We start from the raw sequence: 17,329 nt of genomic DNA on the forward strand, positions 1-17,329 counted from the left end.
CCGTGGCGGCCCCGGGCGGCGGCCGCCGCCCGGACACCGCTGGATCGGCAACGGTCCGGCCGATGCCGAGCAGGTCAGAGGCCGAGCAGGACGGGCATCGCGTTGAGCGCGCCGTGCGCCACCAGCAGCGGCCACATCCGGCGGTACCGGGACCACAGGTAGCCGAGGAAAAGTCCGAGCACGCCGTGGTTGACGAGCACCGTGGCCACGTCGACGGCGGGCCGGCCGCTGCCCTGGATGGCCACGTGCCAGAGCGCCCACACCAGCGACGCGAGCACGATCGCCGGCCAGCGGCCCAGCAGCGACTCCCACCGGGTCTGCAGCCACCGCCGGTAGAAGACCTCCTCCAGCAGCGCGTTCACCGCGAACGCCACCAGCAGCGTGACGACCAGTTCGACCGGCGTGACGGTCCGCCCCCAGTCGCTGGCGGGCACGGCCAGCGGCGTCGCGTAGCTGAGCGCCAGCCACACCGCCACCGGCAGCGCCGGACCCCACCGGTGGACGGCGTCCGCCGGGGCCGGCCCCGGCCGCCACCGCGGTGGCCGCCGCCGCGCGGCCAGGAACACCACAAGGGGTACGCCGAGCAGCAGCGCGAGCTTCAACAGCGTGTACGCGGGTTCGCCGCCCAGCAGCGGCATGAGCGCGGCGAACGCGATCCCGGCCAGCAGCAGCGGCACCGCCTCGCGGTACGGCGCCACCGGGTCCGGCCACCTCGGGTCGGGCGCGGGCGGGATCAGGCGGATCAGCGCGATTCCGGCCAGCGCCGGGATCCATCGGGTCCACATCGGTACGGTGCCGTCGTGGTCGGCGCTGTACCGGACACCGGTGTTCCCGGTCGCCACCAGGAAGATCGCCGCGACGGCGACGAGCCCGAGGCCCGCCAGGAGGACCACCCGTCCGGCGCGGGGATGACGGCCGGCGGTCGAGACGTCTGTCGTCATCGCCCGCACGGTACCAACGCGGGGCGAACGACCCGGCCGGCTCAGCTCTTGAGCGGGTCGTGACCCCAGTTCATCAGCGACCAGCGCCACCTCGTGTCGCGGACGTCTCCGGAGGGGCGCTGGGCCAGGTGGCGGTGGACGTACCCGATCACCTTGCGCATGTGCTTGTAGTCGGCGGCGGTGAGGTCGGCACGCTTGCGGCGCAGCAGGTCGACGATCCGGCGGCCGGAGTCGTGCCCGACCGACTCACCGCCGGCGGTGCCCTTCTTGTGCCAGCCGACGTGCTTGGACTCCTCGGTCTCCAGCCAGCGGGTCAGCTCGCCCGGCTTCATGTTCACCGCGTCGGTGAACTCCCGGTACGTCTGCTGCGGGTCCTCAGCGCGACTCATGGCGCAGCACCTCCGGCCGGTGGGCGACGTCGCGGCCCGAGTCGTCGTTGGTGATCCGGTACTGCGGCTGCTCCGGGGAGGCGTTCACGGTGTGCCCGCGGACGTGGGTGCGCTCGGTCAGCTTCTCCTTGACGACGCCGTACGCCCGGCCGCTGTGGCTGGCCCAGGAGACGTGGTCGCCGGCGCGGAACTCCTTCTCGGCCATGCCGCCCGGTTACCCGGAGTGGATACCGAGTAACGGCGTGGTCAGGGCCGGATCTCCGCGATCGGCAGCTTGATCGCGAACGGCTCGGACAGCTCGATCACCTCGCTGCCATCGTCCACCAGTTCGTACTGCCGCTCGCCCCCGGGGCCGATCCGCTCCCCGAGGCGGTACGCGTAGAGGTGCACCGGGTCCTGCTCGATCCGCCAGTAGAACGGGATCCCGGCGGCGGCGTACTCGCCCGGCTTGGCGAACCGGTCGACCCGCCGGGTGCCGGGGGAGACGATCTCGACGGCCAGGACGACGTCCGCCGGCCGCAGGAGGGACCTGTCGCTCGGTAGCCCGGCGTGGTGGAGCAGCACATCCGGTTGGCGGCTGGTGTTCGGGCTGAGTCCGACCCCGATGGCCTGGGCGACTCGCAGCCCGGCCGGAGCGTGCGACCGCAGCCAGAGGCTGAGCAGGAGGGATATGTCCTGGTGGCCCAGGGTGGGGGAGGGTGTCACCTGGATGACTCCGTCGACGAGTTCGACGCGGGGGGCGTCCTCCGGCAGGGTGAGCAGATCCGCCAGCGTGTAGTCCGCACGCTGCTGCCGCATCGGGTCCGGACACCAGGGGCCAGGTGATGCCGGGACGGGCTCGGCGCTCATGCGGCGAGCGTACCGCCGGGTGCCGGAGCTCGTGTCGCACCGGACGTGCGACGCGCTCAGTCCGCCGGCTTCTCGGCGACGAAGATGGCGGTGCCGGGGAACAGCCGCCCGCGCAGCGGGCTCCACTGGCCCCAGATCCCCTCGTGTCCGGCCGGCCACTCCGGCTCCACCAGGTCCAACAGGCGGAAACCGGCGTCGACCAGCTCCCGGATCCGGTCGCCGAGCGTGCGGTGCTGCTCGACGTACGTGGCGACGCCGTGCTCGTCCTGCTCGACGTAGGGGGAGCGGTCGAAGTACGAGTGCACGGCGGTCAACCCGCCCTCGCCCGGGTCGTCCAGGAAGATCCAGCGCATCGGGTGGGTGACCGAGAAGACCCACCGGCCGCCGGGGCGCAGCACCCGTGCCACCTCGCGCATCGCCGCCGCCGAGTCGTCGACGAACGGGATCGCGCCGAACGCGGTGCAGACGGCGTCGAACGCGGCGTCGGCGAACGGCAGGGCGAGCGCGTCGGCCTGCACCAGCGGCACGCGTACGCCGGTGCGGTCGGCGGCTTCGGCGGCGTGCCGCAGCATGCCGGCGGAGAGGTCCAGCGCGACCGGCCGGGCGCCCTGGGCGGCGAGCCAGCGGGCGGCGGCGGCCGCGCCGGCGCCGAGTTCGAGGATCCGCCGGCCGGGCACGTCGCCGAGCAGCCGGGCATCGGCCTCGCGCAGCCCTTCCGGGCACCAGACGAAGTCGACGTCGCCGAGGAACGCGCCGTGCTCGGCCTGGTACGCGTCGGCGTCGGTGTCCCACCAGCCGCGGTTGGCGCGGCGGATCTCACCGGCCTCGACCCGTCGGCGGGTCACCCTGTCGTCGTCCACCCGTCCACGCTAGGTCCGGCGGCACCGGGCCGGTCGGGTGGGGTGGCGGTTGGGACGGATGTGACGGACGAGACAGCTGTGGCACCTTACCGCGCAAAATCTCCGCTTTCGCAGGCGATGAGTTCGCGCGGACCCGGGAGGGCTTGCACGCTGTGGTAATGCAGCGGGTAGGCTAGACGATGCGCTCGCGGATCGTGTGCCTCGGCAGGGAGCAGGTGCGCGGTCACCGGAGCCACTAATGATCTTCTCGCGTCGATCGTTCGGTGTGCCCGGCGACGGATCCGTTGGCGCGGCAGAGTCACTGCGACACCCATGCCCGCTGTGACAACCCATCCGACCGGAGCAACCGCCCACATGACGAGCAGCATCGAGGCCACCTCGAGCGCAAACAAGGTCACCCACGACGACCTCGGCTCTGAGGAAGCTTTCCTCGCCGCGATCGACGAGACCATCAAGTACTTCAACGACGGCGACATTGTCGAAGGCACCGTCGTCAAGGTCGATCGGGACGAGGTCCTGCTCGACATCGGCTACAAGACCGAGGGTGTCATCCCCTCTCGGGAGTTGTCGATCAAGCACGACGTGGACCCGGCCGAGGTCGTTTCGGTGGGCGACCACATCGAGGCCCTCGTCCTCCAGAAGGAGGACAAGGAGGGTCGGCTGATCCTCTCCAAGAAGCGGGCGCAGTACGAGCGGGCCTGGGGCACGATCGAGAAGATCAAGGACGAGGACGGCGTCGTCCGCGGCTCGGTCATCGAGGTCGTCAAGGGTGGTCTCATCCTCGACATCGGCCTGCGTGGCTTCCTGCCCGCGTCGCTCGTCGAGATGCGGCGTGTGCGTGACCTGCAGCCGTACGTCGGCCGCGAACTCGAAGCCAAGATCATCGAGCTGGACAAGAACCGCAACAACGTGGTCCTGTCCCGCCGTGCCTGGCTGGAGCAGACGCAGTCCGAGGTGCGCACCGAGTTCCTCAACAAGCTGCAGAAGGGGCAGGTCCGCAAGGGCGTCGTCTCTTCGATCGTCAACTTCGGCGCGTTCGTCGACCTGGGCGGCGTGGACGGCCTCGTGCACGTCTCCGAGCTGTCCTGGAAGCACATCGACCACCCGTCCGAGGTCGTCGAGGTGGGCCAGGAGGTCGAGGTCGAGGTCCTGGACGTCGACCTGGACCGCGAGCGGGTCTCGCTGTCGCTGAAGGCGACGCAGGAGGACCCGTGGCGTCAGTTCGCCCGCACCCACGCGATCCAGCAGATCGTGCCGGGTAAGGTCACCAAGCTGGTGCCGTTCGGCGCGTTCGTCCGCGTGGACGACGGCATCGAGGGCCTGGTCCACATCTCCGAGCTGGCCGAGCGCCACGTGGAGATCCCGGAGCAGGTCGTGCAGGTCGGCTCCGAGGTCATGGTCAAGGTCATCGACATCGACCTGGAGCGCCGCCGGATCTCGCTGTCGCTCAAGCAGGCCAACGAGGGCTTCGTCGAGGGCGAGGAGCACTTCGACCCGACCCTCTACGGCATGGCCGCGACCTACGACGACCAGGGCAACTACATCTACCCGGAGGGCTTCGACCCGGAGACGGGCGAGTGGCTCGAGGGCTACGACAAGCAGCGCGAGACCTGGGAGCAGCAGTACGCCGAGGCGCGTCAGCGCTGGGAGGCCCACACCAAGCAGGTGCAGACCTCCCGCGCCGCCGACGCCGAGGCCGCTGCCAACCCGGCTCCGCCCGCCACCAGCGGCACCACCTCGACCTCGACCTCGGCCCCGAGCCGTCAGGCCGAGGAGCCGGCCGGCACGCTCGCGACCGACGAGGCGCTCGCCGCGCTGCGGGAGAAGCTCGCCGGCGGCAAGTGACCGGACGCTGACGCCTGTACGTCCCACCGGACGAACCGGCGACTGCCTCTGACGACGGGCCCCGTCCCCGCGTTCCGCACCAGCGGAGCGCCGGGGGCGGGGCCCGCGTCGTACGCCGGGCGGGTTTGGCATGCGGACCGGAGATCCGGTTGACTGTCCGGGTGCTGAAAGTGGGGCTGACCGGCGGAATCGGATCGGGCAAGAGCGCGGTGGCGAGCCGGCTCTCCGCGCTGGGCGCGGTGATCGTCGACTCGGACCGCATCGCCCGCGAGATCGTCGCGCCCGGCACCGACGGGCTGGCCGAGGTGGTCGCCGCCTTCTCCGAGAAGATCCTGGACGCTGACGGGGCGCTGGACCGGGCCGCCCTGGGCGCGCTGGTCTTCGGCGACGAGGCCGCCCGCCGCACGCTCGAAGGGATCACCCATCCCCGGGTACGCGCGCGTAGCGCCGAACTGGTCGCCGCCGCCCCCGCCGACGCGATAGTCGTCAACGACGTGCCGCTCCTGGCCGAGGTGGGACTCGCGCCGACGTACCACCTGGTGGTCGTGGTGCAGACGGCCGTGCCGACCCGGATGGCCCGGCTGACCCGCGACCGGGGGATGGCCGCGGCGGAGGCGCAGCGGCGCATCGCCGCGCAGGCCGACGACGCCACCCGCCGCGCGGTCGCCGACGTGCTGCTCACCAACGACGGCACGCTCACCGAGCTGCACGCCGCCGTGGACGCCCTCTGGCGGGACCGCCTGGTGCCCTACGAGCGCAACGTCCGCGAGCGCCGCGCCGTGCCGCCCGACCCGGCGGCGCTCGCCGGGCCGGACCCGACCTGGCCCGAGCAGTACGCCCGGCTGGCCGCCCGGATCCGCCACGCGGCCGGCGGTGACCTCCGGGTCGACCACGTGGGCTCCACCGCGGTGCCGGGGCTCGCCGCGCCGGACGTGATCGACATCCAGGTCACCGTCTCCTCGCTGGACGAGGCGGACGGCCCGCTCGCGCAGCGGCTCGCCGACGCCGGCTTCCCCCGGCTGCCGGGCGAGTGGTGGGACGCGCCCCGGCAGCCCGAGCCGACGCGCTGGGCCAAGCGGCTGCACGGCGGCGCGGACCCGGGCCGTCCGGTGCGGCTGCACCTGCGCGAGGCCGGCTCGCCCGGCTGGCGGCACGCGCTGCTGATGCGCGACCACCTGCGCGCCGACCCGGCGCGGCGGGCCGACTATCTGCAGGTGAAGCGGGATCTGGCGGCCACCGCGCCGGAGCGCGCCGCGTGGGGCACCGTCAACGACCCGTGGTTCGACGAGGAGCACCTGCGCGCCGAGGAGTGGGCCGCGCAGACCGGCTGGCGCCCCTGACCGCACTCCCGCCGCGCCGCTGATCCGGCGCGGCGGCGGGCGGGTCAGCGCGACGTCGGGGCCGGCGAACCGGCGGGCACGCGGCCCGGCGTGAGGTCGAGCCGGACCCAGACGCCGGACCCGGTACGCAGTTCCAGCCGGTGCGGCAGCCCGCCGCGGTCGAGCCACCAGCGCCTGCCGCCCGGCACCTCGACGACGTCGACGGCCCGGTCGGCGAGCCGGTCCTCCCGTATCCGGACGGCGGCGCCCTCCGGCGCGCGCACCGCGGCCCGCAACGCCGCGTCGAGCAGCCGGTCCAGGTCGTCGCCGGGCGGGCGCGTGCGCGCCGAGAGCAGCCCGGTCGGCACCGGCGTCGGGGGCGTCGCCGGCCCGTCGGGGGACCGGTGCACCTCGGCCACCTGGCCCGGCCGGGCCCAGCGCAGGGTGCGGCGGCCGCTGCCGTCCTCGATCACCACCAGGTACGCCGACGAGGTCGCCCAGCTCAGCGTGCCCGTACCGCGAAGGGTGGCGGACGGGCCGAGCGGGGCGGTCGCGGTCACCGCCGCGCCGCCGACGGCGCGTAGCCGGGCGGGCAGCGCGGCCAGTCGCTCGGCCTCGTCGTCGGTGAGGTCACGGGGCTGCCCGGGCCGGCCGCCGAGGGCGTCCACCGGGTGCAGCGTGGGCCGGTCCGCGCGGCTCAGCTCGACGGTGACCGGCGTGCCGTCGGCCAGCCGCCCGGCGAGCCGGTGCAGGCGGGCGTCCGCGTCCAGCCAGAGCGTGGGCCGCGGGTCGCCCGGCACGGGCAGCGGGGCCTGGAGCACGTCCACCGGCACACCGTCGACGCTGTCGTGGCGCAACCACCTGCCGTCCGTGCCGGGCGGGTCGACCCGCGCGGCGCCGAGCCCGATCAGCAGGTCGCGTACCGCGCCCAGGCTGTGCCCGCCGGCCGGGTCCCGCATCCGCCAGCGGTCCACGGGCGGCACCAGCGGGGGCCGGGCCGGCGTGGGGAGCGCCGCGGGGTCGGGGCGCACGAGCAGCGCGGACGTGGTGGCCTGGGCCAGGCCCCGGTCGCCGCCCGCGCCGGGACCGCCGACGTCCAGGTAGACCAGGGGACGGGCCCAGTCGACCCAGCCGACCAGTTCGGTACGGGCGCCGCCGGCGCCCACCGTGACCCGGACGCCGGCGCGCACGTCGCGCAGGTTGGTGACCCGCAGCGCGGCCACCCGGTCGGCCTCGGCCGGGGTGAGCGGGCGGGCCGTCGCGGCCGGTTCGCCCCGCCCGGGTACCCAGGCCAGCAGCGCGGCGACCAGCGCTGTCGCGGAGATCACGGCGGCGCCCGCGAGCGCGGCGAGCATGATCCGGCGGCGGTCCGGCCCGTCCGGTGGGTCGTCGGCGCCGTCCATTTCCGGGTCGCCTCCCGGGCGGGCCGGGAGAACGGGGGAGCGGCCGGCGCCGGCCTCGGCGCGGCGGCGCCGCCCGGCCACTGTGGCGGGCCGGACCGGCGAGCTGGTGCGGGCGCGGCGGTGCCGCCGGCCGGGCTCACGGGGCACGGCCTGGTCGCCGCCCCCGCGGGCGGTGAGCCGGTGGGGACGACCCGAGCCGCGCGGCCGGCCGGCGTCGTCGGCGGGCAGGGGCGCGCCGGTGTCGGGCTCGCGTCGCGGCCGGCGGTCGGGAGAGGTCCCCACGAGTGGAGAACGCGAGAGCGGGGTTTCGGTGACGAGCAGGGGCGCTCGCGGCGGCCGGTCAGCGCCTGCGCGCGACCACCGTCGGCGCGCACGCCGGTCGACCCGGGTGCTGCGGCCCTGGCGCCGGGGGCAACCGGGCCCCGGAAGGGGGCGGTCGCCGGCCCGGTCGGCCGCCGCGAGCGGCCTACGGTACGAGGGTAAACCCGTGAGATGAGCCACACAATGGGAATATCGAAGCTGATCAGGGACGGTCCGTGGTCGTGGCCGGAAGTGTCGGACCTCGGGCGTACCGTTGGTGGCATGGCGCTCGACATTCCCCGGCTCGACGGCCGATTCCAGGTCGTCAGTGAGTTCCAGCCGGCCGGTGACCAGCCGGCGGCGATCGACGAGCTTGAGCGTCGCGTGCGGCGCGGCGACCGTAACACGGTGCTGCTCGGCGCGACCGGCACCGGCAAGAGCGCCACCACGGCGTGGCTGGTCGAGCGGCTCCAGCGGCCGACCCTGGTGCTCGCCCCCAACAAGACCCTCGCCGCCCAGCTCGCGAAGGAGTTCGGCGAGCTGCTGCCGCGCAACGCGGTGGAGTACTTCGTCTCCTACTACGACTACTACCAGCCCGAGGCGTACATCCCGCAGACCGACACCTACATCGAGAAGGACTCCTCGGTCAACGAGGAGGTCGAGCGGCTGCGGCACTCGGCCACCATGTCGCTGCTCACCCGGCGGGACGTCATCGTGGTCGCCACGGTGTCGGCGATCTACGGCCTGGGCACGCCGGAGGAATACCTCGAGCGCGCCGTCCGGGTCAAGGTGGGCCAGGAGCTCGACCGCGACCAGCTGCTGCGGCGGCTGGTCGACATCCAGTACACCCGCAACGACATGGCCTTCCAGCGCGGCACCTTCCGGGTCCGCGGCGACACGCTGGAGATCATCCCGGCGTACGAGGAGCTGGCGGTCCGGATCGAGCTGTTCGGTGACGAGATCGAGAAGCTCTACTACCTGAACCCGCTGACCGGCGACGTGGTCCGCGAGGTCGACAGCTTGATGATCTTCCCGGCCACGCACTACGCCGCCGGCCCGGAGCGGATGGAACGCGCGATCCGCGACATCGAGGTCGAGCTGGGCGAGCGGCTGGCCGAGCTGGAGCGGCAGGGCAAGCTGCTGGAGGCCCAGCGGCTGCGCATGCGCACCACCTACGACATCGAGATGATGCGCCAGGTGGGCTTCTGCTCCGGCATCGAGAACTACTCCATGCACATCGACGGCCGGCTGCCCGGCAGCCCGCCGCACTGCCTGCTCGACTACTTCCCCGACGACTTCCTCACGGTGGTCGACGAGTCGCACGTGACGATCCCGCAGATCGGCGGCATGTACGAGGGCGACGCCTCCCGCAAGCGCATGCTCGTCGACCACGGCTTCCGCCTGCCCAGCGCCGCGGACAACCGGCCGCTGCGCTTCGACGAGTTCCTGGAGCGGGTGGGCCAGACGGTCTACCTCTCCGCCACCCCCGGCCCGTGGGAGCTGGAGCAGGCCCAGGGCGAGTTCGTCGAGCAGGTGATCCGCCCCACCGGCCTGATCGACCCCGAGGTGGTGGTCAAGCCGACCAAGGGCCAGATCGACGACCTCATGCACGAGATCAAGCTGCGCACCGAGCGGGACGAGCGCGTGCTCGTCACCACGCTCACCAAGAAGATGGCCGAGGACCTCTCCGACTACCTGCTGGAGAACGGCATCCGGGTGCGCTACCTGCACTCCGAGGTCGACACGCTGCGCCGGGTCGAGCTGCTGCGCGAGCTGCGCAAGGGCGACTACGACGTGCTCGTCGGCATCAACCTGCTCCGGGAGGGTCTCGACCTGCCCGAGGTCTCCCTGGTGGCGATTCTCGACGCCGACAAGGAGGGGTTCCTGCGCAGCGGCCGGTCGCTGATCCAGACCATCGGCCGGGCGGCCCGTAACGTCTCCGGCCAGGTCCACATGTACGCCGACAAGATCACGCCGTCGATGGCGAACGCGATCGACGAGACCAACCGGCGCCGGGCCAAGCAGATCGCGCACAACGAGGCGAACGGCATCAGCCCGGAGCCGCTGCGCAAGAAGATCCACGACATTCTCGACGACATCTACCGCGAGGCGGAGGACACCGAGAACAGCAACGTCGGCGGGGCCGTGCGGCAGCTCTCCCGGGGCAAGGCGCCGGTGAAGGAGACGCGCAGCCGACGCAGCGCCGCGGGGACCCCGTCGCGCGAGGGGATGGCCCGGGCCGACCTGGCCAACCTCATCCAGGAGCTCAACGACCAGATGCTCGCCGCCGCGCGGGAGCTGCAGTTCGAGCTGGCCGCCCGGATCCGCGACGAGGTCGCCGACCTCAAGAAGGAGCTGCGCGGAATGGACGCCGCAGGGGTCCGGTGACCGGCACGGCGGCCGGGGCGGCGCGATGCTGACCGAGGCCGTCGTCGCGCGCCCCGACCCGCGACTGCGCCAGTGGGTGGACCGCTACCTCGGCTACCGCGAGGACGTGCCCGTCCCGCTGGCGCGCCGGGAGGTGGCGGGCGCGTTCGTGGTGCTGATCCTCGGCTGGGGCGACCCGATGGACGTCACCGACCCGCGTGACCCGGCCCGGGGCGCGTACGGCACGAACGCGTTCCTGGCCGGTCCGTTCGACGGCTGGTGCGCCACCCGCACCGTGGGGACGGGCACCGGGGTCCAGGTGCTGCTGACCGCCCCGGCGGCCCGCCGCCTGCTCAGGCTGCCGCTGGCCGACCTGGCCAACCGGGCGGTGCCGGTCGACGCGGTGGCGGGCTGGCTGGCCCGGCTGCGTGACGAGCTGGCCGGAGCGCAGGGCTGGCCGGAGCGCTTCGCCCGGCTCGACGCCGTCCTGGCCGCGCGGCTGGCGGAGACCGCGCCGGTGGACGCGTACCTGCTGGCGGCCTGGCGGCGGCTGGCCGGCAGCGAGGGCGGGGTGGGTGTGGCCACGCTGGCCGAGGAGCTGGGCTTCTCGCGCCGCCACCTGTCGGTCCGGTTCCGGCAGGAGTTCGGACTGCCGCCGAGGACCGTCGCCCGCCTGCTGCGCTTCGACCGGGCGTACGCGAGCCTGGGCCGCACCGTGCTCACCGCGCCCGCCGCCGTGGCGGACGAGACCGGCTGGGCGGAGCGGGCGGCCCGGTGGGGCTACTACGACCAGTCGCATCTCATCCGGGAGTTCCGCGAGTTCGCCGGGGCCACCCCGGCCGCGCTGGTCGGGCCGGGATCCCATTCGTCCAATCCGGCCTGACCGGCCGGGCGGCAGACTGGCGGCATGCAGAGCGTTTATCCCGTCTTGCGGTATCCCGACGTGCGAGCCGCCGTCGACTTCCTCTGTTCCGCGTTCGGCCTCACCGTGCGCGAGCTGCACGAGCTGCCCGACGGCACGCTCGTCCACGTCGAGCTGGAGTACGCCGGCGACCTGGTGATGCTCGGCCCGGGGCCGGCGCCGCAGCCCCGCCCGGCCGACGACGACCACCGCGTCTACCTGGCGATCGACGACGTCGACGCGCACCACGAGCGGGCCCGGGCGGCCGGCGCGGAGATCGTCCGGGCGCCGTTCGACACCGACTACGGCTCCCGGGACTACATCGCCCGCGACCTGTCCGGAGTGGTCTGGTCGTTCGGCACCTACCGCCCCTGAACGACTGGCGTCTACTTCGGGCATGGTAGCGCTGTGTGGGCGAGGTATTGCCGAGCGTGATGGTCATGCGTACGCTCCTCCCCTGGGAGGCGTGCATGCCGTTGTCAGCAAGTCCCGTGGTCCGGAGGGCGCGGCTCGGTGTGGAGCTGCGCCGGCTGCGCCGCCGCGAGTCGCTCACGTTGGAGCAGGTCTGCGTCCGGCTGGGTTGGGCGTCCACCTCGAAGCTGTCCCGCATCGAGCTGGGGCAGAGCCGGCCCGACCTGGCCGACGTGCTCGACCTGCTCGACGTCTACCAGGTGCCGTCGCCGCAGCGGGACGAGTTGATCGTCATCGCCCGGGACGCCGCCACCGGACGCGGCTGGTCCCGGGCGCTCGGCGAGATGGGCGAACGGCAGCGGGCGTACGTCGAGCTGGAGGCGGGCGCCGAGCGCATCGTGGAGTACCAGTGCGCGCTCGTGCCCGGCCTGCTCCAGACCCCGGCGTACGCCCGGTTGCGGGTGTCGGCGGGCGCGGCGCTGACCGGCGATGTCGACGTGGAGGCCGAGGTCCGCGCCCGCGCGGCGCGTCAGGAGCTGCTGATCCGGCCGGACCCGCCGCACTACACGGCGCTGATCGACGAGCGGGTCTGCGACCCGGACGGCCTGCCCGGTGACGTGTGGCGCGACCAGATGCGGCATCTGCTCGCCCTCGGCGAGCGGCCACGCGTCAGCGTCCGGCTGCTGCCCGGCGCGTCCTGCGGCGACGGCCCGCACCCGCTCGCGCCGTTCTCGTACTACGCCTACCCCGATCCGGCGGACCCGCGCACGGTGCTGGTGGAGACGCTCACCACCGACGTGCGCCTGGTGTCCGAGACGGACGTGGCCCACTACGAGCGGGTCATCGAACGGCTGCTCGCGGTCGCGCTGCCACCGGATGCCACGGCCGAGCTGGTGGCCCGGCGGCTGGGCGCCGCGCCGGTGCCCCGTCAGCGCGATCCGCACGAGCTGGACTGACTGTGAGCATGGCGGGCTGACCGGCACGAGTTGGCGCGACCACCGGGCCCGGCGCCCCCGATGACCGTCGGGGCCGATGGCCGCGCAGCGCGCAGGCTACGGCACGGGTACGACAGTTCAGGCCGGGACGTCGGTGAAGTGCTCGACCAGCGGCGGCCCGGCGAAGAACGGGCCGATGAGCCCGCGCCACTGCGCGAACCGTTCGGTCTGGCGGAAGTTCACGTCGTGCGCCTCGACCGAGTCCCACTCGACCAGCAGGACGAACCGGGTGGGCGACTCCACGCCCCGGGTCATCCGCACGGAACGGCAGCCCTCGGCGCCGGCGAGGATCGGCCGCGCCTGCGCGTAGGCGGCGGCGAAGTCGTCCTCGTTTCCGGGCGTCACATCGATAAGCGCGACCTCAAGAACCATGCCCGCAGCCTGCCATGCCGCCCCGACGGGCGTACGCCCCGGGGGAGATCCCGTCCGGCCGGGTCGATGTCCGAGCGGGCAGGCTATGAGCTAGCCTCCTAGGACGCGCTGCGCGACGTGAGGCGGCACACGTCACCCAGCCGGACGACGGCCCGGAGATGCGGCGCCTGGGTGTGATGGTGAACAATGGCTGCCGAGGAGGGGAGTATTCCCTCGCGGCGGAGTCGTCAGCACGGAAGAGCCCCGGTACCCCCACGGTGGCCCGACCCGGCTCCGTCGGTCGGAACCAGCTACCGGGTTCCGGCGGAAGAGACCTCCGACAGTCACCCCTGTCAGCGTCGACGCACCCCGGCACCCCACCCGGCGTACGGTGTGCCCGACGCCGCGTGTCTGCCGGAGGATGGATTTGAACGTGTCCGCATTGGTGTGGGCGGTAACGCTGATCGCGATGACCGCGGTCCTGCTCGCCGACCTGTTCATCATCGGCCGGCGACCGCACGAGCCCAGCGTCCGCGAGTCGAGCCTCTGGGTGGGCTTCTACGTGGGCCTGGCGCTGATCTTCGGCGTGGTGCTCTGGCTGACCGCCGGTGGTCGCGTGGCGGGCGAGTTCTACACCGGCTGGCTCACCGAGTACAGCCTCTCGGTGGACAACCTCTTCGTCTTCGTCATCATCATGGCCCGCTTCGGGGTGCCCCGGCAGTACCAGCAGAAGGTGCTGCTCGTCGGCATCATCCTGGCGCTGGTCATGCGCGGCGGTTTCATCGCGGCCGGCGCGGCGCTGATCTCCCAGTTCTCCTGGGTGTTCTACATCTTCGGCGCGTTCCTCATCTACACCGCTGTGAACCTGGCCCGGCAGGGCGAGCCGGACGAGGACGAGTTCAGCGAGAACCTGCTGATCCGGTGGAGCCGGCGGGCGCTGCCGCTGTCCCGGGACTACGACGGGGCGCGGATCACCACCCGGGAGAACGGACGGCGGCTCTTCACCCCGATGCTGATCGTGATGATCGCGATCGGCACCACCGACCTGATCTTCGCGCTCGACTCGATCCCGGCGATCTTCGGCATCACCCAGGAGCCGTACCTGGTCTTCACCGCGAACGTGTTCGCGCTGATGGGGCTGCGGCAGCTCTACTTCCTGCTCGGCGGCCTGCTGGACCGGCTCATCTACCTCAGCTACGGGCTGGCGGTGGTGCTCGGCTTCATCGGCGTGAAGCTGGTGCTGGAGGCGCTCGCCGACAACCACCTGCCGTTCATCAACGGCGGCGAGCCGGTGGGATGGGCCCCGCACATCCCGATCTGGCTGTCGCTCACCGTCATCCTCGGCACCCTGGCCGTGGCCACTGTGGCAAGCCTGGCGAAGTCGTCGCGGGACCGGCGCCGGGAGCTGGTCAAGGCCCGCCGCTGACCGGATCACCAACCGCTGGGCGTCCTCGTGCCGGGGGCGCCCAGCGGCGTTTCTGCGAGTGTCAGACGCGGTGCGCGCCGACGAGTGTGGCGACCCGGTCGGCGGGCAGCTCCTCCTCGACCACCCGGCGGGTCAGGTAGCAGGCGTGCAGCATCCGGCGCCGGCCGCCGTGCGGCTCGGCCGACACGATCCCGACGTGGTGGACGCGCCGGCCGGGCCGCGCGAAGAAGTAGAGGTCGCCGGGACGCTCGTCGTCGAGCGCCACCGGAGTCGTCGCGTCCGCCTGATCGTCGGCGTCGCGGGGGAGCGTGATCCCGTACCGCCGCCAGGCCAGGTGGACCAGCCCGGAGCAGTCGATGCCGTCGGTGGACAGGCCGCCCCAGACGTACACCAGGTCGCGCAGCCGCTCGGCGACCGCGAGCACCTCCTTGGCCTCGGGGCGTTCGGCCGGCAGCGGCACCAGGTCGCCCTCCGGGGCCCACAGCGGGTCGGCCCGACCCGGTACGCGGACCGGCCGCCCGCCGTCCACCGGCCGTCCGGCCGACGCCAGGCGGGTGCCGAGCACCAGGCCGCTGAGCGCCGCAGCGCCGCCCGGCGCGACACGCAGCGTGGTGTGGGCGACGTCGACGGTCAGCGCGGCGTCGACCGGGTCGGCGACGGTCAGGTGGGCGGTCCGCATCCAGCCCGGGTAGCCGTCGGCGCCGTGTTTCGCGGCGGGCTGCCCGAGTGCCACCACCCGGGTCCAGCCGTCCGTCCGCGTCTCGGTGACCCGTACCCGCTCGCCGAGCAGCAACTGGGTCAGGACGCAGTCGCCGACCAGCTGGTCGCGGTCCATTCCGGCGATCCAGCCGGCGATGTCGGGGCAGTCGGCGAGGGCGGGCCGGTCGATCGGGCGCACCGCGTCGGGTGCTGTCCACAGGGTCGCCACCGGCACCCGTACGACGGCCTGTCGGCACGGTTGAGGCACCACGCGCACCCCTCTCTGCAGTGGTTCTCCGGGCGACCCTATGAAAAATTCTGCCGCCACTCAACCACTTCTTTGAATCTTAGCTTCACGTAGGCCGGTGACGCCGAGCCCCGGCGCGTCCGGCAGCAGCACGCTCGCGCCCTCGTACCGGATGCCGCCGGTGACCGGCGACCAGGCCAGCCACCACGCGGCGTCGAGGTCCGACACCGCCGTGGTCCCGTAGGCGGCGACCAGGCTGGCGGCGGCGCCGACCCCTACCGGCCCTTCCATCATCGACCCGACGATGGTGCCCATGCCATGCGCGGCGGCCAGGTCCAGCAGCGTGCGGGCCGGTTGCAGGCCGCCGCACTTGGCCAGCTTCACGTTCACCATGTCCGCCGCCCGCCGCCGGATCACCTCGACCAGGTCACGCGTGTCGAAGACGGACTCGTCGGCCAGGATCGGCAGCCCGACCCGCTCACTGACCCAGGCCAGCCCGTCCAGGTCACGGCGGTGCACCGGCTGCTCGACCAGCTCGACGTCCAGCCCCGCGTCCTCGATCGCGCGGATCACCCGGACCGCCTCCCGCGGCGTCCAGCCCTGGTTGGCGTCCAGCCGGATCCGCACCTCCGGCCCGACCGCGGCCCGCACCGCCCGCACCCGCTCGAGGTCGCCGCGGGCGTCGGTGCCGACCTTGAGCTTGAGCACCCCGAACCCCTCGGCGCCGCGCCGCGCCGCCGTCGCGGCCAGGTCGACCGCGTCGCCGGCCGCGAGCGTGACGTCCGTCGGCACGCGCAGCGCCGAGCCGCCGAGCAGGCGCACCAGGGGTACGCCGAGCCGCCGCGCGGCCAGGTCGTGCAGCGCCACGTCGAGCGCCGCCTTCGCCGACTCGTTGCCCACCACGGCGCGACGCACCAGCGCGCAACCCGCCTGGAGGTCGTCGGCGTCCCGGCCGATCAGCAGCGGCGCGAGCATCTCGCGTACGCACGCCTCGGCGCCGGCCACCGACGCGCCGGTGACCTGCCAGACCTGCGGCGCCTCACCGAAACCCGAACGGCCGTCGCCGTCGATCACCTCCACGACCAGCGTGTCCACGGTGGTGGTACGGCGCAGCGCGGTGACGAACGGGGTGTGTAAGGGGGCCGAGAGCCGGTGGGTGCGTACCGCGGCGATCGTCATGTGGGGCACCCTATAGCCAACTGGCGGCGAACAGGGGAGGGCCGATGACCGGGCGGGAATGGGAGCTGGTGGGCGCGCCGAACGCGCGTGACCTGGGCGGACTGCCGACAACCGACGGGCGGCGGGTACGCGCCGGGCGGCTCATCCGCACGCCCGCGCTGGGCCGGCTCACTGACGAGGACCTGCCGGTGCTGGGCAAACTCGGCCCGGCCTGCGTGGTGGACCTGCGCGACGTCCACGAGCAGGCGGTGGCCCCGCCCGACCGGCTGGTCGGTGAGCCCCGCCAGGTGCACCTGCCGGTCTACGACGCGGCGCACCCCGTCTTCACGTACGTCTCGGCGGTGCTGCAGGGCCACGACCTGAACGCGTACGCGGCGCTGGCCCGCGAGGGCATGCCGGGGGCGATGACCGCGATCTACCGCTGGTTCGTCACCGGCGAGCCGGCGCGGGCCGGCTTCAGCGCGGCGGTGCGGCTGGCCGTGGAGGAGGCGAACCTGCCGCTGCTGTTCCACTGCTCGGCCGGCAAGGACCGCACCGGCTGGCTGTCGGTGGTGCTGCTGACCGCGCTGGGCGTCGAGGAGGAGGCGATCCGCGCTGACTACCTGGTGCACAACGAGCTGACCGAGAGCCTGCGCGAGGTGCTGCTGTCCGCGATGATCCGGCGCCGGCCCGACCTGGACCCGGCTGCGGCGCGGCCGCTGTTGGAGGTGCGCCCGGAATACCTGGACGCCGCCTACGACGAGGTGCGCCGGGCGCACGGCTCGTTCGAGGCGTACCTGCGTGACGGTCTGGGGGTGACCGACGCGGACCGCGCGGCGCTGCGCGAGCGGCTGCTGGAGTAGCCGGG

At 73.4% G+C, this 17,329-nt stretch carries 17 protein-coding genes; 8 read left to right on the forward strand and 9 right to left on the reverse strand.

The window, feature by feature from the left end:
- Positions 1-74 precede the first annotated feature (74 nt).
- From ACSDG8_RS26680 to ACSDG8_RS26700, 5 genes are read right to left on the reverse strand one after another with little or no spacing between them, the layout of a single operon-like run.
- Positions 75-941, reverse strand: a complete 867-nt coding sequence (locus ACSDG8_RS26680) for a lysostaphin resistance A-like protein (RefSeq protein WP_439427316.1) — start codon at positions 939-941, stop codon at positions 75-77.
- Between the two features lie 41 nt (positions 942-982).
- The gene (locus ACSDG8_RS26685; RefSeq protein WP_210897469.1) at positions 983-1,330 is read right to left on the reverse strand and encodes a DUF3140 domain-containing protein; all 348 of its coding nucleotides are present in this window, start codon (positions 1,328-1,330) and stop codon (positions 983-985) included.
- Positions 1,317-1,535 (reverse strand): DUF2945 domain-containing protein, encoded by a 219-nt coding sequence (locus ACSDG8_RS26690; RefSeq protein ID WP_030503817.1) that lies wholly within the window; start codon positions 1,533-1,535, stop codon positions 1,317-1,319. The genes ACSDG8_RS26685 and ACSDG8_RS26690 overlap by 14 nt, the downstream gene beginning before the upstream one ends.
- Before the next feature lie 41 nt (positions 1,536-1,576).
- Positions 1,577-2,179 (reverse strand): Uma2 family endonuclease, encoded by a 603-nt coding sequence (locus ACSDG8_RS26695; protein ID WP_247679201.1) that lies wholly within the window; start codon positions 2,177-2,179, stop codon positions 1,577-1,579.
- A gap of 56 nt (positions 2,180-2,235) precedes the next feature.
- Positions 2,236-3,039: a class I SAM-dependent methyltransferase gene (locus tag ACSDG8_RS26700; protein WP_210897471.1), complete on the reverse strand. Its 804-nt coding sequence runs from the start codon at positions 3,037-3,039 to the stop codon at positions 2,236-2,238.
- A gap of 312 nt (positions 3,040-3,351) precedes the next feature.
- Here ACSDG8_RS26700 and rpsA point away from each other — a divergent pair, with 312 nt between their 5' ends.
- Positions 3,352-4,884, forward strand: a complete 1,533-nt coding sequence (gene rpsA, locus ACSDG8_RS26705) for a 30S ribosomal protein S1 (protein WP_210897473.1) — start codon at positions 3,352-3,354, stop codon at positions 4,882-4,884.
- Positions 4,885-5,045: 161 nt separating this feature from the next.
- The gene (coaE, locus tag ACSDG8_RS26710) at positions 5,046-6,224 is read left to right on the forward strand and encodes a dephospho-CoA kinase (RefSeq protein ID WP_439427317.1); all 1,179 of its coding nucleotides are present in this window, start codon (positions 5,046-5,048) and stop codon (positions 6,222-6,224) included.
- Between the two features lie 44 nt (positions 6,225-6,268).
- Here the strand turns inward: coaE and ACSDG8_RS26715 are convergent, their stop codons facing one another.
- Positions 6,269-7,888 carry a hypothetical protein gene (locus ACSDG8_RS26715; RefSeq protein ID WP_439427318.1) on the reverse strand — a complete coding sequence of 540 codons (1,620 nt, stop codon included), beginning with the start codon at positions 7,886-7,888 and terminating at the stop codon, positions 6,269-6,271.
- A gap of 300 nt (positions 7,889-8,188) precedes the next feature.
- On the opposite strand from ACSDG8_RS26715, the gene uvrB reads away from it, so the two are divergent.
- The 4 genes from uvrB (at position 8,189) to ACSDG8_RS26735 (ending at position 12,541) form a co-directional block, all read left to right on the forward strand.
- On the forward strand, positions 8,189-10,294 hold the full coding sequence (gene uvrB / locus ACSDG8_RS26720; protein WP_210897477.1) for an excinuclease ABC subunit UvrB: 2,106 nt from the start codon (positions 8,189-8,191) through the stop codon (positions 10,292-10,294).
- Between the two features lie 25 nt (positions 10,295-10,319).
- Complete coding sequence (locus ACSDG8_RS26725; protein ID WP_210897479.1) at positions 10,320-11,156, forward strand: helix-turn-helix transcriptional regulator; 837 nt, start codon at positions 10,320-10,322, stop codon at positions 11,154-11,156.
- A gap of 60 nt (positions 11,157-11,216) precedes the next feature.
- Positions 11,217-11,549 carry a VOC family protein gene (locus ACSDG8_RS26730; protein WP_439427319.1) on the forward strand — a complete coding sequence of 111 codons (333 nt, stop codon included), beginning with the start codon at positions 11,217-11,219 and terminating at the stop codon, positions 11,547-11,549.
- A gap of 95 nt (positions 11,550-11,644) precedes the next feature.
- A complete protein-coding gene (locus tag ACSDG8_RS26735; protein ID WP_210897515.1) occupies positions 11,645-12,541 on the forward strand; it encodes a DUF5753 domain-containing protein in 897 nt (298 codons plus the stop codon).
- A gap of 117 nt (positions 12,542-12,658) precedes the next feature.
- Here the strand turns inward: ACSDG8_RS26735 and ACSDG8_RS26740 are convergent, their stop codons facing one another.
- Positions 12,659-12,952 (reverse strand): antibiotic biosynthesis monooxygenase family protein, encoded by a 294-nt coding sequence (locus tag ACSDG8_RS26740; RefSeq protein ID WP_210897483.1) that lies wholly within the window; start codon positions 12,950-12,952, stop codon positions 12,659-12,661.
- Positions 12,953-13,358: 406 nt separating this feature from the next.
- On the opposite strand from ACSDG8_RS26740, the gene ACSDG8_RS26745 reads away from it, so the two are divergent.
- Positions 13,359-14,357 carry a TerC family protein gene (locus ACSDG8_RS26745; protein ID WP_210897485.1) on the forward strand — a complete coding sequence of 333 codons (999 nt, stop codon included), beginning with the start codon at positions 13,359-13,361 and terminating at the stop codon, positions 14,355-14,357.
- Between the two features lie 61 nt (positions 14,358-14,418).
- Here the strand turns inward: ACSDG8_RS26745 and ACSDG8_RS26750 are convergent, their stop codons facing one another.
- Together ACSDG8_RS26750 and ACSDG8_RS26755 are read right to left on the reverse strand one after the other, a co-directional pair.
- Positions 14,419-15,285: a C40 family peptidase gene (locus tag ACSDG8_RS26750; RefSeq protein WP_307856287.1), complete on the reverse strand. Its 867-nt coding sequence runs from the start codon at positions 15,283-15,285 to the stop codon at positions 14,419-14,421.
- A 99-nt stretch (positions 15,286-15,384) separates the two neighbouring features.
- A complete protein-coding gene (locus ACSDG8_RS26755; protein WP_210897488.1) occupies positions 15,385-16,482 on the reverse strand; it encodes a mandelate racemase/muconate lactonizing enzyme family protein in 1,098 nt (365 codons plus the stop codon).
- A gap of 44 nt (positions 16,483-16,526) precedes the next feature.
- Here ACSDG8_RS26755 and ACSDG8_RS26760 point away from each other — a divergent pair, with 44 nt between their 5' ends.
- Positions 16,527-17,324, forward strand: coding sequence for a tyrosine-protein phosphatase (locus tag ACSDG8_RS26760; protein WP_210897490.1), 798 nt, complete (start codon positions 16,527-16,529; stop codon positions 17,322-17,324).
- Positions 17,325-17,329 lie beyond the last annotated feature (5 nt).

It is taken from the genome of Micromonospora sp. LA-10 (assembly GCF_051853095.1).
GTDB lineage: Bacteria > Actinomycetota > Actinomycetes > Mycobacteriales > Micromonosporaceae > Micromonospora > Micromonospora echinospora_A.